Origin of the sequence: Mesorhizobium sp. M7A.F.Ca.US.005.03.2.1 (assembly GCF_003997795.1) — a bacterium.
In the GTDB taxonomy this organism is placed as follows: Bacteria; Pseudomonadota; Alphaproteobacteria; order Rhizobiales; family Rhizobiaceae; genus Mesorhizobium; species Mesorhizobium ciceri.
Map to the genome: position 1 here is coordinate 1 of NZ_RZRP01000029.1, position 17,813 is coordinate 17,813.

Below are 17,813 nucleotides of genomic sequence, written 5' to 3' on the forward strand. Positions count from 1 at the left end.
GAAGCACCCTCGCCCGGATGCATCGCATCGAAAGCGGCAACCGAGCGCCCCTCGCGCGCCAGCGCAAGCCCGGCCGAAAGCCCGGCATAGCCGGCGCCGACAATCACCGCGTCGAGCTTCTTTGCCAGCGGCTGCCGCGGCAGCGGCATGACGGGCGCCGCTTCCCACCAGTAGGGCGTGTTCTTTTCGGCGATTTCGGGCTCTTGCACGTGACTGACTTCTCTTGGTGTTCCGGGGTTTAGGAATGTATCGCTCGCGGCACTTCAAATATGGTCATCTCGCACGTCCAGCGCGTCACGCAGTCCGTCGCCGATGAAATTGAAACTGGTCACCGCGATGGTGATGGCAGCTCCGGGAATGATTGCCAGCCATGGTGCGCTGCCCAGATATTGCTGGGCGCCATTGAGCATGTTGCCCCAGCTCGGTAGTGGCGGCTGGATCCCGTAGCCGAGGAAGCTGATATAGGCCTCCATGAGAATGGCGCGCGCAACCGTCAAGGTCGAAGCAACGATAATTGGACCGATGGCGTTGGGAAGGATCTCCCGAAACATGATATGTGTGCCGCTCAGCCCCAGCATTCGCCCGGCCTGGACGAATTCGCGCTCGCGAAGAGAGAGGACCTCGGCCTCCACAATTCGGGCTACTTCCATCCAGCTGGTCGCAGCGATGACGACGGTAATCATTATCGGGCTGGGTTTCAGGGCTGCGGCAAGGGCCAGCACAAGGAAGATAGACGGGAAGGCCAGAAAGCCATCTACCATGCGCATCAGCGAGGCACCTATCCAGCCGCCGCGGTATCCAGCAATTACCCCGACGAGCGTGCCCACTAGCGTCGACAACAGCATGGCGAAGAAGCCCACCAGCAACGAGATTCGTCCCGCCATCAAGAGCCTTGCCGCCAGGTCGCGGCCGAGCGGATCAGTGCCCAGAAAGTGGTGGCCCGTAAGCGGAGGAGCAAAGCGGGCCCGCAGATCGATATACAGTGAGTCATAAGGCAGGAGATGGGGGCCGACGACGCAAGCGAGACACAGAAAGACGATCATCGCCAAGCCGAGCAGCGCCAGGCGATGCCGCATGAAACGAAGCGCCGCGCGGTTGTTTGTCCAGCGGCTTGGAGCTGCATTTGTATTTGCCGTGAGGGCGGTCATATCGGCTGTCTCCTGTCGGGAAAGTTGCGCGCTCAAGCCAGACGAATGCGCGGGTCGACAATAGCGACGACAATGTCGGCGATCAGGTTTCCGAGCAGAACGAGGATAGCCGAGAACATCAGCAGCCCCATAACAACCGGATAGTCGCTGTAACCAAGGCTATCGAGGAACAAACGTCCCATTCCTGGCCAGGTAAATACAGTTTCGGTCACCAGCGCACCGGTCAGGACGCTGGGAAGCTGCATCCCCGCCAGGGTAATCATCGGCAAAAGGGCGTTGCCGACGACATGCTTCATCAAAATCCGGCGTTCACTCAACCCCTTGGCCCGAGCCGTCTTGACGAAGTCCTGGCTGATGGCGTCGAGAGTAGCCGTCCGCATGTAGCGGCTCCAGATAGCGACATGGACCAGCGACAGCACGATACTTGGCAAGATCAAATGATGGAGATAGCCCAGGATCGAACTATCGCCGATCTCGGACATATTGCCCGCGGGCAGCCAGCCTAACTTCAAGGTAAAAATGTAGATGCCGACGAGGCCGAACCAGAAGGTAGGTACCGACAATGCAACCATGGCACCGACAGTTGCGAGATAGTCGAATAACGAGTAGCGGCGCGTGGCGCCCCGAATTCCAATCCAGGCGCCAAGAGAGATCGCAATCGCGGTTGAGGATCCCATCAGCAGCAGCGTCGCCAAGAGATGGCTGCCAATGATCTGCAATACCGGCGCTCCGTCGCGGAAGGAGTGACCCCAGTCGCCCTGCACCAGCCGCCAAGCCCAGTCCAGATATTGGATCCATATGGGTCGATCGAGGCCCAGCAGCCCCTTGAGGCGCTCGATATCCTGCTGGGTCATTCCGGGATCGAGTCCGAATTGCGCCAGCGGGCCGCCGGGAAGGAGGTTCAGAATCCCGAAGCCGATGATCGAAACGATCACAAGCAGTATCAGGCTCTGCGAAAGGCGATTGAGCAGGAAGCCGCGCATTCGAGTCCTCCGTTGTGGGTTGGCGACTTAGTCTGTTGCCGCCGCCGCAGTGCAATCCGGCGGCGGCAATAGGATGGATCAGGCCTTCCAGCGCCAGTCTGCGGCATGCCACGACGCGGTGCGCGTGTTGGCATTGGGCTTGAAACCGTCCAACCCTGCCTTGCGTCCGAGCACGTTTGTGATCGCTAACAGCGGCAGGAAGGGCAGATCATGGCGCACCACTTCCTGTACGTGATTATAGATCCCGCGCCGCTCTTCCTGATCGAAGCTGCGAGCACCCTTTTCAAGCAAGGCATCGACTTCGGGGTTGGAATATTGTCCGGTGTTCGAACCGTGTCCGCCTTGAGCGGCGATTGCCTTCGTATGGAGGCGGTTTGTGGCGTCGGGGTCCGCGGCAATCAAATAGGTGACGCCCACCATGGCGGTATCGAACTGCGACTTCAGCCAGAATTCGCCCCACATGACTGCAGCCGGCAAGTTCGAGATCGTCATCTCGACGCCGATCTCGGCAAACGTCTGCTGCAAGAACTGCTGCGTCTGCTCGCGCAGGTTGTTGCCTGATGTTGTCGAATTCGCAAAGGACAGTCGCACTCCATCCTTGGCGCGGATTCCATCTGGGCCTGGCGCCCAGCCGGCCTCATCCAGAATCTGGCGCGCACGGTCCAGATTGAATTCCTGCGCGGGCAGGTTCGGATTGTAGTAATAGGACTCCTTCGGCATGAACGTCTCGGTGGGAGTGCCCACGCCGTAGTAAATCGTGTCGACGATCGCTTTCCTGTCCATGGCGGCGTAGAGCGCCTGGCGCACTGCCAGATCCTTGAACTGCGGGCGCCCCAGATTGAGGTATATCGACTCCACGGATGCGCCGGTCTCCAGTGTCACCACGCGGTCTGGCAATTCGCGGGCTTCAGCATAATGGTCGGCCGTAATGTACGATTGATCGACCAGGTCGACGTCACCGCTCTTGAACTGCGTATAGAGCACCGTCATATCGGGAATGTATTTGAAGATGAGCTGCTCGATATACGGACCCTCGCCGGTATACTCCGGGTTGGCGACGAGCTCGATATGGTCGCCCGCTACCCGCTGGCTCCACTTGAACGCGCCGGTGCCGATCGGCGCCTGGTTGAAAGCCGCTGTATTCGGATCGACATCTTTCCCCAGAATGTGCTTGGGCACCATGAAGGTTTCGGCCAGGAACGACAGATAGGGCGCAAAAGCCTCCTTCATCCGCCAAGTGATCTCGGTGGGCGAAACCACCGTGATGTCCTGTACGAGCGAATGGCCGCTTGTACGCCAGGCGCGAAACTTCGGGTTCGTGATGAGCTCCAGGGTGAATTTCACGTCCTCGGCCGTGAAGGGCTCACCGTCGTGCCAGCGGACATTGTCACGCAACCGGATGCGCCAGTTGAGGCCGTCCTCCGAAATGCCGCCGTTTTTCTGGCTTGGCACCTCGGCTGCGAGATTCGGCTGGAGGACGCCTTCAGCATCCATCCTGACCAACGCATCGAAAACCGAGAAATGGACCGCGTCATCGACTTCGATATGCGCCATCAACGGATTGAAGACCGTTGGCTCTTGTGAAAGACCGACGACGACGCGACCGGCCGGACCCGCGGCAGGGGTCTTGGCGAAAGCCGACTTGCCCAGCAGATTGGGCGCGATCAAGCCTGCAGCTCCACCTAGCGCCATCAGTCGCAGCGCCTGGCGCCTCGAATAGTTGGATGTAGTCGTTGAATTTTTGGTCATCGTAGTTCCTCTCTTGTTATTTTTCATGCGTTTGCTGCAATTGGACGGGCATTGCCCGGCCTCTCTCCTGGAATTGCCGCCACGAGTTGGCGCGTGTAGGCCGCTTGCGGGTTCAGGAATATCTGCGAGGGCGGTCCGCGCTCGACGATCCGGCCTTTCTGCATCACAGCGATTTCGTCGCAGATCTGGCTGGCGACACGCAAATCGTGCGTGATGAAGACCATCGACACGCCGGTCTCTCGCTGGATCTGGTCCAGAAGCTGCAGGATCTGCGCCTGGATCGACACGTCGAGCGCGGAGACCGCCTCGTCAGCAATCAACAGCTTCGGCTTGAACATCAAAGCCCGAGCGATCCCGATTCGCTGGCGTTGCCCACCAGAAAACTCGTGCGGATAGCGGTCGAAGGCGCCGGCATCGAGACCGACATGGGCCAGAAGCGTACGCGCTTCTTCGCGCGCCTGGGCAAAAGGCGTCCCGTGTGCCACCGGGCCTACCGTGATGATGTGGCCGACCGTTGAGCGTGGGTTCAGGGACGCAAAGGGATCCTGAAAGATCATCTGGATCCGTGGTCTGAGCGGGCGGAACTTCGCTTCGGAAAGCTTGGCTATATCGGACCCCTCGAACAAAATCTCGCCGCCGTCGCTGTCCAGCAATTTGATGAGAAGCCGGCCCAGCGAGGATTTTCCTGAACCGCTCTCGCCTACGACCCCAAGCGTTCGGCCTGGCGCCAGTTCGAACGAAACCTCGTTCACCGCTTTCACTATCCGCTGGGCGCCAAACAGCGCGCCGCCGCCACGATAGGTTTTAACCAGACCCTCGACCTTCAGGATCGGCTGCTTGCTGTCGGACTCCGCACGAGAGCGATCTTCACCGGTCAGATGCGGTACGGCCGCGATCAGGCGTTGGGTATAAGCATGCTTGGGCGACTTCAGCACCTGCTCGGCGCTGCCCTGTTCGACGATGTGCCCCTTTTCCATCACCACGACGCTGTCGGCGATCTCCGCCACCACGCCGAAATCGTGGGTGATAAACATTACGCTCATCCCCTTGCGGCGCTGAATGTCGCGGATCAGCTCCAGGATCTGTGCCTGGGTGGTCACGTCGAGCGCAGTGGTTGGCTCATCGGCGATCAGCACCGTCGGCTCGAGCGCCAGGGCCATGGCAATCATGACGCGCTGCCGCTGCCCGCCCGAAAGCCGGAAAGGGTACTGGTGATACATGAGTTCGGGATCTGGGAGGCCCACTTCGGTGAGCAACTCGATGGCGCGGTCGCGGCAGGTTTTTGGCGTACCGTATCCATGCGCGGCCATGACCTCGTCAATCTGTGCGCCCACGGTCATCAAGGGATTGAGCGCCGAGAGCGGATCCTGGAAGATCATCGACACGACCCGCCCACGCAGGTTGCGCAGCTTGTCGGGCGACATGCCGATGATGTTCATCCCCTCCAACTGTATTGAACCCGATGAGACGCGGATCACCTTGGGCAGGAGCCCCATGATCGCGTTCGCCGTGACCGACTTGCCTGATCCGGACTCGCCTATGATGCAGAGGATCTGGCCGCGTTTCAGATCGAAGGAAATGTTCTCGACCGCATAGGTTCGTTCCATGCCTTTCGGCAAATTCACCGTGAGGTCGCGCACCGAAAGCGCCACATCGTGAGCGGCTACAGCCTGGATGCTTGCGACCATCTGGATCACCTCCCATTCCATCGAAGCGGATCCACCCTGTTGCCGACCGCAACATCGCCCCTTGAGCAGCAACGCGTCACCGTAGCAGCCGTAGCCTTGCCATTTAGGCGCTTCGCGCTCTGAGGCTGCGAGAGACGGATTCTACTCATCCTGGCGGCTCCCTTATGTAGTCCGATCCCCGTACCGGACATTGTTCCCTTTTCCTGGAGAACGCTCCAAACGGGCAACTCTGCCTGTCGGAGGTCCTCTGGAGCTTGCCTGCCGTAAGGAAGGGTGCCCCGTTCTTGCAGCCAGTTTGACTGTTCTTTTTCCGCAGAGTCTTCGAAATTTGGCCCTCCGGCGGCAGGAACTTCTGAAAAGAACGCCCCAGTTGGCATTTCACTCTGTTTGGCCTGATGATGATAGCGCAAGCCCCTCAATCTGCGCGGCATGGCCGAGAGTCTAATGTCCAAGGCGAGCACGGCATTTTGGGCGGCCTATCAAAGACTCGACTGAGAAGAGCTTCCGCGAGGCATTGCCCCAGGAAATTTGAAGGATCCGCCGCGGCGGAAGTTTCCTCATTTGAAGTAGACTGGCGCCCGCCCAGGCATTGACAGTGCGTAGGTAATAACCGGCGTCCGGTGCACGAAGCTCATAGGATGCATACAAAAGCAGTGTGGAACCAAGCACGGCAAAGAGGGCCGCTTATCGAGGTCTCTACCCTGCCCATCAGTGCTGCTTTTTCGAGGCCGGGGTCGGGCCCGCTCAACTGGGCGAAGCTCCCAGAGCGCTCCTTTCAAAGGCGATTTGGTCCCAGGCGGCTGAACTGCGCATGAAGCCACTCTGCGAGTTCAAACTCCATACCTTCCAGTTCACTCGAGCCCAACCATATCAACCCATATTGACTGCCGTCAGGGTCAGCCAGCAGGGGCCGCCAGGCTTCCTCGTTCCACGTCGTCAATCGCAAGTACGAGCGGACTGAGGGCTACGCCAAGGCCTGCAGACGCAGCCTCGACGATCAGCGCGTGATTGTCGAAGTACCGGATTTCTGTGGGTCGACGCGCCGACGGATGGGTCTTCAGCCATTGCGCCCACGCGTCAGGTCGGGTCTTCGACCCGAGAGCGAGATAGTCGCCATGCTCGAACTCTGCCACAAGTTCCGGCCTCATGACAGGCCCAACCTTTTCGGAAAAAAGGGGCCGGACGTTCCACGTCTCAGGCACAGCGAAGTCCAGCCGTCGAATAGCGAGATCGACCTGTTTCTTACGAAAGTCCACCAGCCCTCCACCTACCGAGAGGTGGAGGGCCATGTTCGGATGCGCCACTTGAAGCGCCCCCAGCCGCGGAATGAGCCAACGCATGGCAACTGAAGGCTCGCAGGAGAGCACCAGGGCACTCTTCCCGGCATTGGCAGCACGCAGGCTTTGAACTGTGGCGGCCAACTCACCGAAGAACCTGCCGAGGGTGAGGTTGAGTGTCTCGCCGGCAGGGGTGAGCCGCAGCCCTCGCCCATTCTTCTCAAACAACCTGACCCTGATGTCATCGGCGAGTTTGGTGATACGGCGACTGACGGCGCCGTGCGTGAGCGCAAGCGAGTCTGCTGCAAGCCGGACCGAGCCCAGCCGCGCTGTTGCTTCGAACGCTCTCAGGTCGTCGAGCGAGGGTATGTCTGAGCGATCCATCAGTGATAATCTATCACCGATTTCGTCAGAAACTATCGCTATTCATCCTTAGTGAGGTTTTGTTAGTTGATGCATGCGCACCAATCATCAACCCAGTATAGCGGTCCTCGCCGATGACCTCACCAGCGCGGCAGATGGTGCAGCACCTTTCGTCGCCCGTGGCTTGACTGAATCAATCGGCAGAGGCCAGCTTCCGCACCAAGCGGAAGCGGCAGCGATAATTGCAGTCGATAGCGGTTCGCGGTCTGCTACTGCGTCGCAAGCGTTCGAGGCGGTCGCTCGATTGACCGCCCGACTTGCCAGCCGTACCGTGCTCTATAAAACGGTGGACTCCACACTTCGCGGTCACATAACGGCGGAGCTTGAAGCATGCTTTGCGGCGAGCGGCCGCAAAGCACTGGTGTTTGCGCCGGCATTCCCCCAGGCCGGACGTACGACAGTGAGGGGCATTCAGTTCGTTGACGGCATCCCGGTCTCGGAAGGTGCTTATGGCCATAACCCAATGCATCCCGCGCGGCATTCCGCGCTAGTCGACCTGGTGCCGAACTGCATCAAGAATGTCACGCTGCTTGATGCGGTAACCCAAGAACAACTCGATTCGCAGATTGCTTCCATCGAGGATCCAGCGTCGATCCTTTGGGTTGGTTCTCCTGGAATGGCTGCAGCGCTATCGCGGCGTTTTGTGCCGGCGAAGACTCTACCGCCATTGCTCGATGGCATCAGTAGCGATGTTTTGGTCGTCATTGGGAGCGCAAATCTGCGCAGTCAGCGGCAGGCAGGTCAACTCCAGAAGGTCCGCGGCGTCATGCTGCTGCGCGGACCAAGGACGCGCGAGTGGGACTCGGCAGCAGTGCTGCGCCGTATCGCACAAGACGCAGCGCGAGAGCTTCAAAGCCCACGCTTCGGCGCTTTGATCGCCACCGGCGGCGACACGATGGAAGCGATCCTGGACCTTCTCAAGGTCCGTGAGTTTGATATCCTGCAAGAACTCGATCCCGGATTCCCGCTTGGTCTCGCCAGGCTTGGCGATGGGCGCTCGCTCTTGCTCGCTATGAAGGCCGGTGGCTTTGGCAGTGACGATGCGGTGACGCGCGCCGTCGCGCGGATACGTGGAGCCACCCAATGAAGAACATTCTCCCACTTGCTCTCACGATGGGCGACGCCTCCGGCATTGGGCCGGAGATCGTGGCGAAGGTGCTTGCGAAAGGCGGCGAACGCGTCGTCGTGTTCGGTAGCTATGTTGTCATGCAAGACACCGTGCGGCGGCTCGGGCTGAACGTCGAGGTGCGACGCATCAACGCTGCCAATGCGGCCCAATTCGAGCCACGCCGAATTGAAGTCATCGAAACCTCGCGGATTACCGAGCCTCCTCCAATCGGCCGTATCAGCACGATCTCCGGGCAGGCGGCCTTCGACGCCATCGTTGCGGCGATAGCCGCAGCGAAGTCCGGAGATGTGAGCGGCATCGTTACGGCGCCGATCAATAAAGAGGCGATGGCCAGCGCGGGAATCCGCTACCCCGGCCATACCGAAATTCTGGCCGACTACGCCGGCGCCAAGCGCGTGGCGATGATGCTTGCCAACGATGACATCTGCACGGTGCTCGTCACCATCCACACGTCGCTGAGCAAGGCGATCGAACAGGGCGATTTCGACGCTCAGCTATCCGCCATCCGGCTTGCCCATGAGGGTGGAAAAGCTCTCGGCTTCGCGACCCCGCGTGTCGCCGTAGCGGGTCTCAATCCGCACGCAGGTGAAGGTGGCCTCTTCGGGGACGAGGAAATCCGGATCATACGACCGGCAATCGACGCGGCCCGAGCCGAGGGCATCGATGCCACTGGCCCTTATCCTGGCGACACTGTCTTCATGCAAGCTCGTCAAGGTCGATTCGATGTTGTGGTGGCACAATACCACGATCAGGGTCTGATCCCTGTGAAGTATCTCGGGTTGGAAAAAGGCGTGAACATCACGCTTGGCCTGCCGTTCGTCCGCACCAGCCCAGATCACGGCACGGCGTTCGACATCGCGGGCCGTGGAATTGCAGACCACGCCAGCTTGGAAACAGCACTTGCCTACGCCAAGCGCCTCGTGGCGGCACAAACCAAGACGAACTAGAGAAAGGAACCACACCAATGGGGTTACGCTTCATCTTCATGCTCACGCGCAACGACCGAACGGTTTCGGACGCGGCCCAGCAACTTCAAACCGCGCTCAGTCTCGGCGTGCGGCACATCGGGTTCAAGGATATCGGCTTGCCGATCGAGCAGCTGAAAGACCTCAATGCGGCCATCAGGACGGGCGGTGCAACCTCCTACCTGGAAGTCGTGTCACTGGACCGCGAAAGCGAAATTGCTTCGGCAAAGGCAGCTGCCGAAATCGGCGTCGATGTTCTTCTTGGTGGCACGCGGGTAGACGACGTGCTGCCGATCATCAAGGACACCGGCATCCAGTACTTCCCGTTTCCGGGTCGGATCGCCGGTCATCCGAGCGTGCTTGAAGGCGCCATCGACGAAATTGTCGAAAGTGCCAAAGCGATTGCAGGGCACGATGGAGTGCATGGCCTGGACCTGCTGGCATACCGATCGGCGGAGAACGTCCCCGAGTTGATGAAGGCCGTCTGCGCTGCAGTCGCCAAGCCTGTCTATGTTGCGGGTTCGATCGACACCCCAGAACGAATTGCAGTCGTCCAAGGCGCCGGCGCAGCTGGGTTTACGATTGGGACCGCAGCTTTGGATGGCAGATACCCGGCCAATGGGAATGACCTACCAAGCCAACTCACCGCAATCATTCGCGATGTGGCTGCCCTGAACAAGCACCTTTCGCCAATTCACAAGAAGAATTTGTCAATTGAGTTTGCCGGGCTGCGCGCGCCTTGGAAGCCTAAAGTCGAGGGGCGTGTCAACGCCATGCAATTCAAGGTCGCCATGTTCAATGGCGCCTCCAATTGGTCATTTCGACAGCACGACGATCAGCTGTTCTTCGTTCACCGGGGACGCCTGCTCATGCAATTTCGTGACCGTGAAGAAATTATCGAACCCGGAGAGTTCATCGTCGTCCCATATGGCGTTGAGCACAGTGCGGTGGCCTTGGGCGAGGAAGGATGTGAAGTGTTGGTGGCAACGTCAACCGCCCTACCCTGCTACCCACCCCCGGTAACTGATCTCGCTCATTCTGATCGATCCCAGTTGACTGCTTAGCAGGACGGTACCGACTGCTAGGTTTTCAGACGCGCATGAGCAATCATGACCGTGGCTATTGTGCTGCATCGCGCCGACGGCGCACCCGTTGCAACCCCTTTCCGCAGGACAGCGTCCGGCTCGGATGATCCCTTTGTGGGCATCGCGAAATCGCCTGGGAAGGGCCGGACTCGATATCGTGGGCCGAACCAGCTTTGTTGGCGAGCTCGAAGTCGCAAGCTTCCCCCACATCGAAACCATCGTCGTGGTGGAAGGAGAGCTGATCCTGACGGTGGTCGGCGCGGCCCCGCTGGTGCTCGGTTCGCAAGCGGGTGCTGTCATCGGATGCGGCACCACGCTTCGCATCCAGACTGAATCAGGCGTGCGGTTTTCGTTCTGCGCGGCCGCTTGCGACAAACCGACGAAGCCCGGCCTTGTCCAGTTGCGCGCCGACGCCGACTTCAAGCCGTCTGCTTCGCTACCGGCCGAGGCTTTGCTTGGCCCGGCCCCGCAATGCCGCAGCGACAACGTCTTCTCCAGCGACGGCGCGGATTACCGTGCGGGCACGTGGGATTCGACCCCATACCACCGGGTTGTTCGCCCGCATCGCCACAACGAGTTCATGCATCTGCTAGCCGCGAGTGTACGATTCGCCGCGCCCGATGGCAGCGTGCTGTCGGCGGGCACCGAGATGCGCTTTTCGTGCCCCAGGGCGCATCGATCGGATGGGAAAGTAAAAATCGCGTGGTGAAGTTTTTCGTCGTCCAAGCCGTCCAGGCCTGACGTAGAGCGAGATCCATCATGTCCCCTGGCAAGGTCGCTGAGTTTTAGGCCGCACCCGCAATCGACGCTCCTCCACACGAGATGGCTTTAGGCTTCAGCTACCTTCCCTCTGAGAGGTGGGCGCCAGCGAGCTTTTCACGCAACAATTGCATGTCCTAAGGGCCGCTAACGGCAGGATATTCCGTCCAGGCACACAACTCCGCAGCCTGTCTATTCTCGGCGCGGGCTAGAATGCTTCAAAGTTACCGGAGTTCCGCAGATGCCCGCGCCGCTCATGCACATCGAGTGCAGCCCTTCCCTCCCCCGCGAGGCAGACGTCGTCGTCATCGGCGGCGGCGTGGTGGGCGTGTTCACGGCGTATTATCTCGCGCGCCGCGGCGTCAGCGTCGCCCTGGTAGAGAAAGGACGCGTGGCCGCCGAGCAGTCAAGCCGAAACTGGGGCTGGTGCCGCCAGCAGAACCGCGATGCGCGCGAGTTGCCTATGGCAACCAAGAGCCTCGATCTCTGGGAGAAGGTGGCACAGGAGACTGGCGGGGATACTGGATTTCGCCGCTGCGGGCTTCTGTATCTCTCACAGGACGAAAATGAGCTGGCGGGCTGGGCAAGGTGGCGCGATTTTGCGAAAACGGTCGGAGTCACCACGCACGTGCTGAGCGCAGAGGAAGCCACCGAGAAGGGCAAGACGACCGGACGCAAATGGAAGGGCGGGGTTTTCTCACCGACTGACGGAACGGCGGATCCCTCCACGGCAGTGCCGGTTGCCGCGCGTGGCATCATGGCGGCGGGCGGTACCTTGCATCAGCATTGCGCAGCGCGTGGACTGGAGTTGAGCGCCGGCAAGGTCAGCGGGGTCGTGACGGAAGCGGGAACCATCCGTACGAAGATCGCGGTCATGGCCGGAGGCGCGTGGGCTTCTTCCTTCTGCAACCAGCTTGGCATGCGCTTCCCGCAAGCTGCCGTGCGTCAGTCCATTCTAGCCGTAGCGCCAGGCGCAATCGGCCTGCCCGATGCCCTGCATACCACGAGCGTCTCGCTGACGCGGCGCAGCAACGGTGGATACGCGCTGGCGATCAGCGGACGAGCTCGCGTCGACCCAACGCCGCAGCAGTTCAGGTTCAGCCGCGAGTTTCTACCGATGTTCGCCCGCCGCTGGCGCAATCTCGCCCCGGGGGCCTTCGAGGGCTGGCGTCAAGGACATGAAAGCCTGCGCAAATGGGGCCTTGACGACATTACGCCGATGGAACGGAACCGGATTCTCGACCCGAAGCCCGACATGGGACAAATTCAGCTGACATATCGAAGAGCCTGCGAATTGATCCCCGAACTCCAACGCGTGGCGATCTCCGATGTCTGGGCGGGTTATATCGACAGTACACCCGACGGCATTCCCGCGATCGGCGAAGTGGAGGGGATTCCGGGCTTTATCCTGGCGGCGGGATTCAGTGGTCACGGGTTCGGGATTGGCCCCGGCGCGGGGCATATGATCGCCGACATCATCACAGGCAGCGAGCCTGTTGTCGATCCGCGTCCGTATAGGCCCGAACGCCTGAAGACCGCTGCATGGGGCAAGGTCGCTGAATTCTGAGAAGATGGCTTGCCAACGTACTATCGATCGCACACGAGATTGATGCCGCGACTGCTCAAACAGGGAAGTGACGATGCGCGAATACGAGATTGCCGCCATTCCTGCCGACGGGATCGGCCCAGAGGTGATCGCCGCCGGTCTACAGGCGCTTGAGGCGCTGCAGCAGCGCTGCGGCGACTTCAAGCTACGCGTCCAGCACTTCGACTGGGGATCGGACTACTACAGGGCCAATGGCCGGATGATGCCTGAAGATGGAGTGGCGCAACTGAAGCGCTTCGATGCCATCTTCTTCGGTGCTGTCGGCGCTCCCGATGTGCCCGACGACATCTCGCTCTGGGGTCTCCGGCTGCCGATCTGCCAAGGCTTTGATCAATATGCGAACGTGCGGCCGACCAGGATTTTGCCCGGCATCGTTTCGCCGCTGGCGGGCGTTGGGCCCGGCGATCTGGATTGGGTGATCGTGAGGGAGAATTCGGAGGGCGAGTATTCCGGCCACGGCGGCCGCGCCCACCGCGGTCTCCCCGAGGAGGTCGGAACCGAAGTCGCGATCTTCACGCGCGTCGGCGTCGCCCGCATCATGCGCTATGCATTCCGGCTGGCGCGGTCACGGCCGCGAAAGCTCCTGACTGTTGTCACGAAATCCAACGCGCAGCGTCACGGCATGGTAATGTGGGATGAAATCGCAGCCGAGGTGGCGCAAGAGTTCCCTGACGTCGCGTGGGACAAGATGCTGGTTGATGCTATGACGGTGCGCATGACACTCAAACCTCGCAGCCTCGACACGATCGTCGCCACCAATCTTCACGCCGACATTTTGTCGGACCTTGCAGGCGCGCTGGCGGGCAGTCTCGGCGTTGCACCAACCGCCAACATTGATCCCGAGCGGCGCTATCCCTCGATGTTCGAGCCAATTCACGGCTCCGCCTTCGACATCGCCGGCAAGGGTATCGCCAACCCCGTCGCCACCTTCTGGACCGCTGCCCAGATGCTCGAACATCTGGGCGAAAGCGCAGCCTCCGTCCGGTTGATGAGCGCTGTGGAAACAGTGACGAGTGAAGGCGTGCTGACGCCGGACGTTGGTGGGACAGCGACCACGCAGGACGTGACGGACGCCGTCTGCCGGACGATCCGCGGTTCGAACGTGTGACAGGTTTGCGATGAAACTCGACAAGATCGACATCAAGATCTTATCCCAACTGCAAAAGAACGGGCGGGTCACCAACGTCGAGCTTGCCGACCTGGTCAACCTTTCGCCGAGCCCTTGCCTGATGCGGGTGAAGAAGCTTCAGGCGGAAGGCTTCATTACCGGCTATTCCGCCCAGATCGACGTGTCCAAGCTCGGACAGACTCTAACGATCTTCACCGAGGTTACGCTCAAGCACCATCAACAAAACGACTTCGCGAGATTTCTCACCGCCATTCAGAAAGTCGATTCCGTTATCGAATGCCATCTGATTTCGGGCGGATACGATTACCTTGTGAAGTTCGTGACGGCGGGCATCAGCGAGTATCAGACTATCATGGAGCGCATGCTCGAATTGGATATCGGGATCGACAAATATTTCAGCTTCGTCGTGTTGAAGTCACCGATCGTGAAATCCCACTTGCCTCTCGACGTCATTTTCGACAGATGAAAAGGCCACCCCTGCAGTCTGGGACTGGAAAGCGGGCGCCATCGTTCGCTTCCGCTGCCCGTGTGCTACGGCGGAAGTCCGCCTAACTGCAACTTTCTTGGCACTTGACGGAATGCGGCAAGACCTGAGGATTTCCTTCAGGCCCCGCTCGCATGGATCGGGTGGCTTCACCCATGACGACGATCATCCCTTCATCGCTTCCCGCACATCCTTGTCTTCGAGGGTTTGATCCAGCGTCATCCTGGTGCGTTCGAGGATTCCATCGATGTCGTCGTCCGTGCAGCAGAGCGGTGGCGCGAAACCGAGTATGCCGCTGTTGAAGGCGCGAATGACAAGGCCGTTCCCCCACGCCCGGTCGAAGATGCGGCGCCCCGGATCGGCCGCCGCCGGCAGCGGTGTTTTGCGCTCCTTGTCCGTGACCAGCTCGATCGCAGCCAGCATGCCGCGACCGCGAATATCGCCAACCAGCGGGTGGTCTGCGAGCGAGCGGAGGCCCCTCATCAGTCGCTTCCCGGCCTTCCGACCGTTCTCGAGCAAGCCCTCTTCATAGAGACGCAGGCATTCCAGCCCGACCGCTGCGCTCACCGGATGGGCTGAGTAGGTATAGCCGTGGCCGACAGCCGCTTTGCCGGCTCCGTCCGCGATCGTATTGTAGACATGGTCGGTCATGAAGACGGCGCCCATCGGCACGTAGCCCGACGTCAGTCCTTTCGCTGTGGTCATCAGATCCGGCACGACCTCGTCCTCCTCACAGGCGAAAAGGGGACCGGTGCGGCCAAAAGCGGTGATGACCTCGTCGGCAACGAACAAGATGTCGTGTTCCTTGCATACGGCATGCAGGGCCTTTAGCCAGCCTGCCGGCGGAACCAGGACACCGCCCGAACCCTGGATAGGTTCAGCGTAGAAGGCCGCGATGCGATCGGCGCCGAGCTCAGCGATTTTGGCCCGCAGCGCCGCGACCGATGCATCGATAATCGCCTGCGGGTTGGAACCGACCGGATTGCGATAGGCGTAGTGCGAGGGAATCTTGTGCTGCCAGTCATAAGGAACGCCGAAGCCCGCATGGAAAGCCGGCAGCGCGGTCAGACCTGCGCCAACCGTAGAGGATCCATGGTAGCCATGCCCGACCGAGATAAATTGGTCTTTTCGCGGCGTCCCCCTGGCGTGATAAAAATAGCGAATGAAACGGATGGTGCTGTCTATCGCGTCGGACCCGCCCAGCGTGAAATAGACATGGTTCAGATCGCCAGGCGCCAATTCGGCAAGCCGGGCGGCGAGACGAATGGCCGGCTCAGACCCCAGCCCGAAATATCCCGTCGCATAAGGAAGCTCTCTTAGCTGCTTGGCCGCTGCCTCGACGACGCTTTCCTGCCCGTATCCGATGTTTACACACCAGAGACCCGCGAACCCGTCCAGCAAGGTTTTCCCGCTTGCCTCGGTCACTGTAGCGCCCTTGGCGGATTTGAGCACGCGCACACCCGTCTCTTCGTGGCTCCGATAGCATGAAAACGGGTGAACCAGGTGCGCACGGTCGAGTTCGATCAGGGAGTTTGCAAGCATTTCTTCCTCCGGTTCAGCCTAGCGCCTGACTAACGAGCGCATAAGTTTGGTGTGACCTGATTTCGACTTTCGGCTCGTCTGCGATTCGTCGCATCGTTACGCCACCGCCGACGTGGGCCAGGCCGCGACGGATGAGCCACTCGCCGAGAGCCGTGGATTCGTTGGTGTCGATGCGGACAAACTCGCCCGCACTGTCGGCCAGCAGGAAGTCGATCAGGCATCTCGCTTCGTGCAGCGTCCTCGCCACCACCGGCCCAATGACCAGCCCTCGACCAAAACGACGAATTGCGGCAAACGCCTGGACATCGCCTGCATCGCGAATGACGGCGAACTTCGCCCGCTCGCACAACGAGTTCATGAGTGCCGACCGGTCGTGACCAAACGCGGCGCAATCCAGAGCGACAAGGCGCGCCTGGTCGCCGTCCTCGCCCCATGACACATGTGCCGGTGCATCTGCAGACGGCGCCAGGCCCTGGTGCTGCACGATCTTGCCGGTCGCGACAAATCCCAGCTTCTCGTAGAGTGGGAGCCCTTCCTGCGTAGCCACCAAATAGCAAGTGCGCTCGCCTGCCTTGGTAAGCGCCTCCTCCATCAGCTTGCGCCCGAGCCCGCGACCGCGCATTGCGGCATCGACGATGACCATGTTGACGCTGGCGGCATCGTCGCCATAGGGCGTCATCAGAATCGTCCCCACCACGCGTCCTTCCTCCTGGACAACGAGACCTTGGCTGAGCGACTGCATCAGCTCCCAGTCTTCACGACGGTGCGGCCATCCAACATGACGTGACAATTCGACAGCATCGTTCAAATGCTCGGTTGTCATCGTTTTGAACGTGACTCGCCCTGGGGTCATGGGTCGTTTCCCGGCCTGAATTCTTCAATGCAAAGTTAGGCTGCGGCCGACAGCAGTTCCTCCCGACGCGTACCGGTGAGCTAGGTGTTTTGACTTTCCTTTGCCGCCGGCGCCGCATCTTATGCCGACGAGCCGGCGGGCGAGGGAAGCGCCTGGCAAGCTCGGAACCACGTCGTGCGCAACTCTCTGCCAAAGCCCTGCCACGATACAAAACAATCTGCTTCAAGCGGCAGAGAATGCGGCGACTAGTCCTTTTCGCTGCTCGTTATGATCCTTGTCGTTAAAGGCACGCGGTGCCGCCAGGATTGGAAGGATAGACGCCAATGACCCGTTTCAGACCGAAATACATCACCTTCGATTGCTACGGTACGCTGACCAACTTCGACATGGCCGGCGCGGCAAGACGAGTTTACGGTGCGGAACTCTCCCCAGCCGTAATGACGCAGTTCATCAAGGATTTCTCGGCCTATCGCCTCGATGAGGTTCTTGGCGCTTGGAAGCCCTATAGCGAGGTCGTGCACAATTCCGTGGAGCGCGCCTGCAAGCGCAACAATGTGACGTTCCGGCCTGAGGATGCCCAGCGCATTTATTCGGAAATACCGACATGGGGTCCGCACCCGGATGTCCCGGCGGGACTGGCCAAGGTCGCCAAGGAAATCCCACTGGTGATCCTGTCGAATTCCATGAAGAGCCTGATCATGTCGAACGTTGAGAAGCTCGGCGTACCCTTCCACATGGTCATCACGGCCGAGGAGACCGGCACCTACAAGCCGCATATGAAGGGCTTCGAGTACATGTTCGACAAGCTCGGCTGCGGCCCGGAAGACATTACGCATGTGTCGTCCTCATTCCGCTACGATCTCATGACCGCCTATGATCTTGGCATCAAGAGCAAGGTCTGGGTGAATCGCGGCCACGAACCCGCGAACCCATACTACGAGTACAGTGAAATCAAGGATATCGGCGGGCTGGCCGGCGCCGTCGGGCTGGAGC

Annotated in this window: 16 protein-coding genes; 8 read left to right on the forward strand and 8 right to left on the reverse strand. The window is 60.3% G+C overall.

The window, feature by feature from the left end; genetic code table 11:
• The 6 genes from EN991_RS03200 to EN991_RS03225 all read right to left on the reverse strand — a co-directional run.
• Positions 1 to 209 (reverse strand): FAD-dependent oxidoreductase (locus EN991_RS03200; RefSeq protein WP_164768843.1); only part of this gene is annotated, 209 nt, incomplete at its 3' end.
• Between the two features lie 54 nt (positions 210 to 263).
• Positions 264 to 1,148, reverse strand: a complete 885-nt coding sequence (locus EN991_RS03205; RefSeq protein WP_127368137.1) for an ABC transporter permease — start codon at positions 1,146 to 1,148, stop codon at positions 264 to 266.
• Between the two features lie 32 nt (positions 1,149 to 1,180).
• Positions 1,181 to 2,131, reverse strand: a complete 951-nt coding sequence (locus EN991_RS03210; RefSeq protein ID WP_127366272.1) for an ABC transporter permease — start codon at positions 2,129 to 2,131, stop codon at positions 1,181 to 1,183.
• Between the two features lie 78 nt (positions 2,132 to 2,209).
• Complete coding sequence (locus EN991_RS03215; protein WP_127366277.1) at positions 2,210 to 3,880, reverse strand: peptide ABC transporter substrate-binding protein; 1,671 nt, start codon at positions 3,878 to 3,880, stop codon at positions 2,210 to 2,212.
• A 23-nt stretch (positions 3,881 to 3,903) separates the two neighbouring features.
• Complete coding sequence (locus EN991_RS03220) at positions 3,904 to 5,568, reverse strand: ABC transporter ATP-binding protein (RefSeq protein WP_127368143.1); 1,665 nt, start codon at positions 5,566 to 5,568, stop codon at positions 3,904 to 3,906.
• Between the two features lie 896 nt (positions 5,569 to 6,464).
• Entirely contained in the window at positions 6,465 to 7,229 is a 765-nt protein-coding gene (locus EN991_RS03225) for a LysR family transcriptional regulator (protein ID WP_245460883.1), read from the reverse strand.
• A 73-nt stretch (positions 7,230 to 7,302) separates the two neighbouring features.
• Between EN991_RS03225 and EN991_RS03230 the strand changes: the two genes are divergently transcribed.
• The 7 genes from EN991_RS03230 (at position 7,303) to EN991_RS03260 (ending at position 14,407) form a co-directional block, all read left to right on the forward strand.
• Positions 7,303 to 8,355, forward strand: coding sequence for a four-carbon acid sugar kinase family protein (locus EN991_RS03230; protein ID WP_127368138.1), 1,053 nt, complete (start codon positions 7,303 to 7,305; stop codon positions 8,353 to 8,355).
• The gene (gene pdxA, locus EN991_RS03235) at positions 8,352 to 9,344 is read left to right on the forward strand and encodes a 4-hydroxythreonine-4-phosphate dehydrogenase PdxA (protein WP_127368139.1); all 993 of its coding nucleotides are present in this window, start codon (positions 8,352 to 8,354) and stop codon (positions 9,342 to 9,344) included. Before EN991_RS03230 ends, pdxA begins: the two co-directional genes overlap by 4 nt.
• Positions 9,345 to 9,361: 17 nt before the next feature.
• On the forward strand, positions 9,362 to 10,426 hold the full coding sequence (locus tag EN991_RS41755; RefSeq protein WP_127368140.1) for a cupin domain-containing protein: 1,065 nt from the start codon (positions 9,362 to 9,364) through the stop codon (positions 10,424 to 10,426).
• A 178-nt stretch (positions 10,427 to 10,604) separates the two neighbouring features.
• Complete coding sequence (locus EN991_RS03245; protein WP_206519146.1) at positions 10,605 to 11,156, forward strand: hypothetical protein; 552 nt, start codon at positions 10,605 to 10,607, stop codon at positions 11,154 to 11,156.
• Positions 11,157 to 11,447: 291 nt separating this feature from the next.
• On the forward strand, positions 11,448 to 12,773 hold the full coding sequence (locus tag EN991_RS03250) for an FAD-binding oxidoreductase (RefSeq protein ID WP_064994332.1): 1,326 nt from the start codon (positions 11,448 to 11,450) through the stop codon (positions 12,771 to 12,773).
• Between the two features lie 73 nt (positions 12,774 to 12,846).
• Positions 12,847 to 13,920 carry a tartrate dehydrogenase gene (locus EN991_RS03255; RefSeq protein WP_127366096.1) on the forward strand — a complete coding sequence of 358 codons (1,074 nt, stop codon included), beginning with the start codon at positions 12,847 to 12,849 and terminating at the stop codon, positions 13,918 to 13,920.
• Between the two features lie 10 nt (positions 13,921 to 13,930).
• On the forward strand, positions 13,931 to 14,407 hold the full coding sequence (locus EN991_RS03260; RefSeq protein WP_064994330.1) for an Lrp/AsnC family transcriptional regulator: 477 nt from the start codon (positions 13,931 to 13,933) through the stop codon (positions 14,405 to 14,407).
• Between the two features lie 183 nt (positions 14,408 to 14,590).
• Here the strand turns inward: EN991_RS03260 and EN991_RS03265 are convergent, their stop codons facing one another.
• Together EN991_RS03265 and EN991_RS03270 are read right to left on the reverse strand one after the other, a co-directional pair.
• Positions 14,591 to 15,967, reverse strand: coding sequence for an aspartate aminotransferase family protein (locus EN991_RS03265; protein ID WP_127368141.1), 1,377 nt, complete (start codon positions 15,965 to 15,967; stop codon positions 14,591 to 14,593).
• 13 nt (positions 15,968 to 15,980) lie between these two features.
• Positions 15,981 to 16,820: a GNAT family N-acetyltransferase gene (locus EN991_RS03270; protein WP_127366094.1), complete on the reverse strand. Its 840-nt coding sequence runs from the start codon at positions 16,818 to 16,820 to the stop codon at positions 15,981 to 15,983.
• A gap of 323 nt (positions 16,821 to 17,143) precedes the next feature.
• On the opposite strand from EN991_RS03270, the gene EN991_RS03280 reads away from it, so the two are divergent.
• The coding region (locus tag EN991_RS03280) for a haloacid dehalogenase type II (protein WP_127368142.1) at positions 17,144 to 17,813 on the forward strand (670 nt) is incomplete at its 3' end.

Coding starts and splice junctions, on each gene's coding strand:
- EN991_RS03260 (WP_064994330.1), top strand. CDS start 13,931: ATGAAACTCGACAAGATCGACATCAAGATCTTATCCCAACTGCAAAAG.
- pdxA (WP_127368139.1), top strand. CDS start 8,352: ATGAAGAACATTCTCCCACTTGCTCTCACGATGGGCGACGCCTCCGGC.
- EN991_RS03265 (WP_127368141.1), bottom strand. CDS start 15,967: ATGCTTGCAAACTCCCTGATCGAACTCGACCGTGCGCACCTGGTTCAC.
- EN991_RS03270 (WP_127366094.1), bottom strand. CDS start 16,820: ATGACCCCAGGGCGAGTCACGTTCAAAACGATGACAACCGAGCATTTG.
- EN991_RS03210 (WP_127366272.1), bottom strand. CDS start 2,131: ATGCGCGGCTTCCTGCTCAATCGCCTTTCGCAGAGCCTGATACTGCTT.
- EN991_RS03255 (WP_127366096.1), top strand. CDS start 12,847: ATGCGCGAATACGAGATTGCCGCCATTCCTGCCGACGGGATCGGCCCA.
- EN991_RS03220 (WP_127368143.1), bottom strand. CDS start 5,568: ATGGTCGCAAGCATCCAGGCTGTAGCCGCTCACGATGTGGCGCTTTCG.
- EN991_RS41755 (WP_127368140.1), top strand. CDS start 9,362: ATGGGGTTACGCTTCATCTTCATGCTCACGCGCAACGACCGAACGGTT.
- EN991_RS03215 (WP_127366277.1), bottom strand. CDS start 3,880: ATGACCAAAAATTCAACGACTACATCCAACTATTCGAGGCGCCAGGCG.
- EN991_RS03250 (WP_064994332.1), top strand. CDS start 11,448: ATGCCCGCGCCGCTCATGCACATCGAGTGCAGCCCTTCCCTCCCCCGC.
- EN991_RS03205 (WP_127368137.1), bottom strand. CDS start 1,148: ATGACCGCCCTCACGGCAAATACAAATGCAGCTCCAAGCCGCTGGACA.
- EN991_RS03225 (WP_245460883.1), bottom strand. CDS start 7,229: ATGGATCGCTCAGACATACCCTCGCTCGACGACCTGAGAGCGTTCGAA.
- EN991_RS03230 (WP_127368138.1), top strand. CDS start 7,303: ATGCGCACCAATCATCAACCCAGTATAGCGGTCCTCGCCGATGACCTC.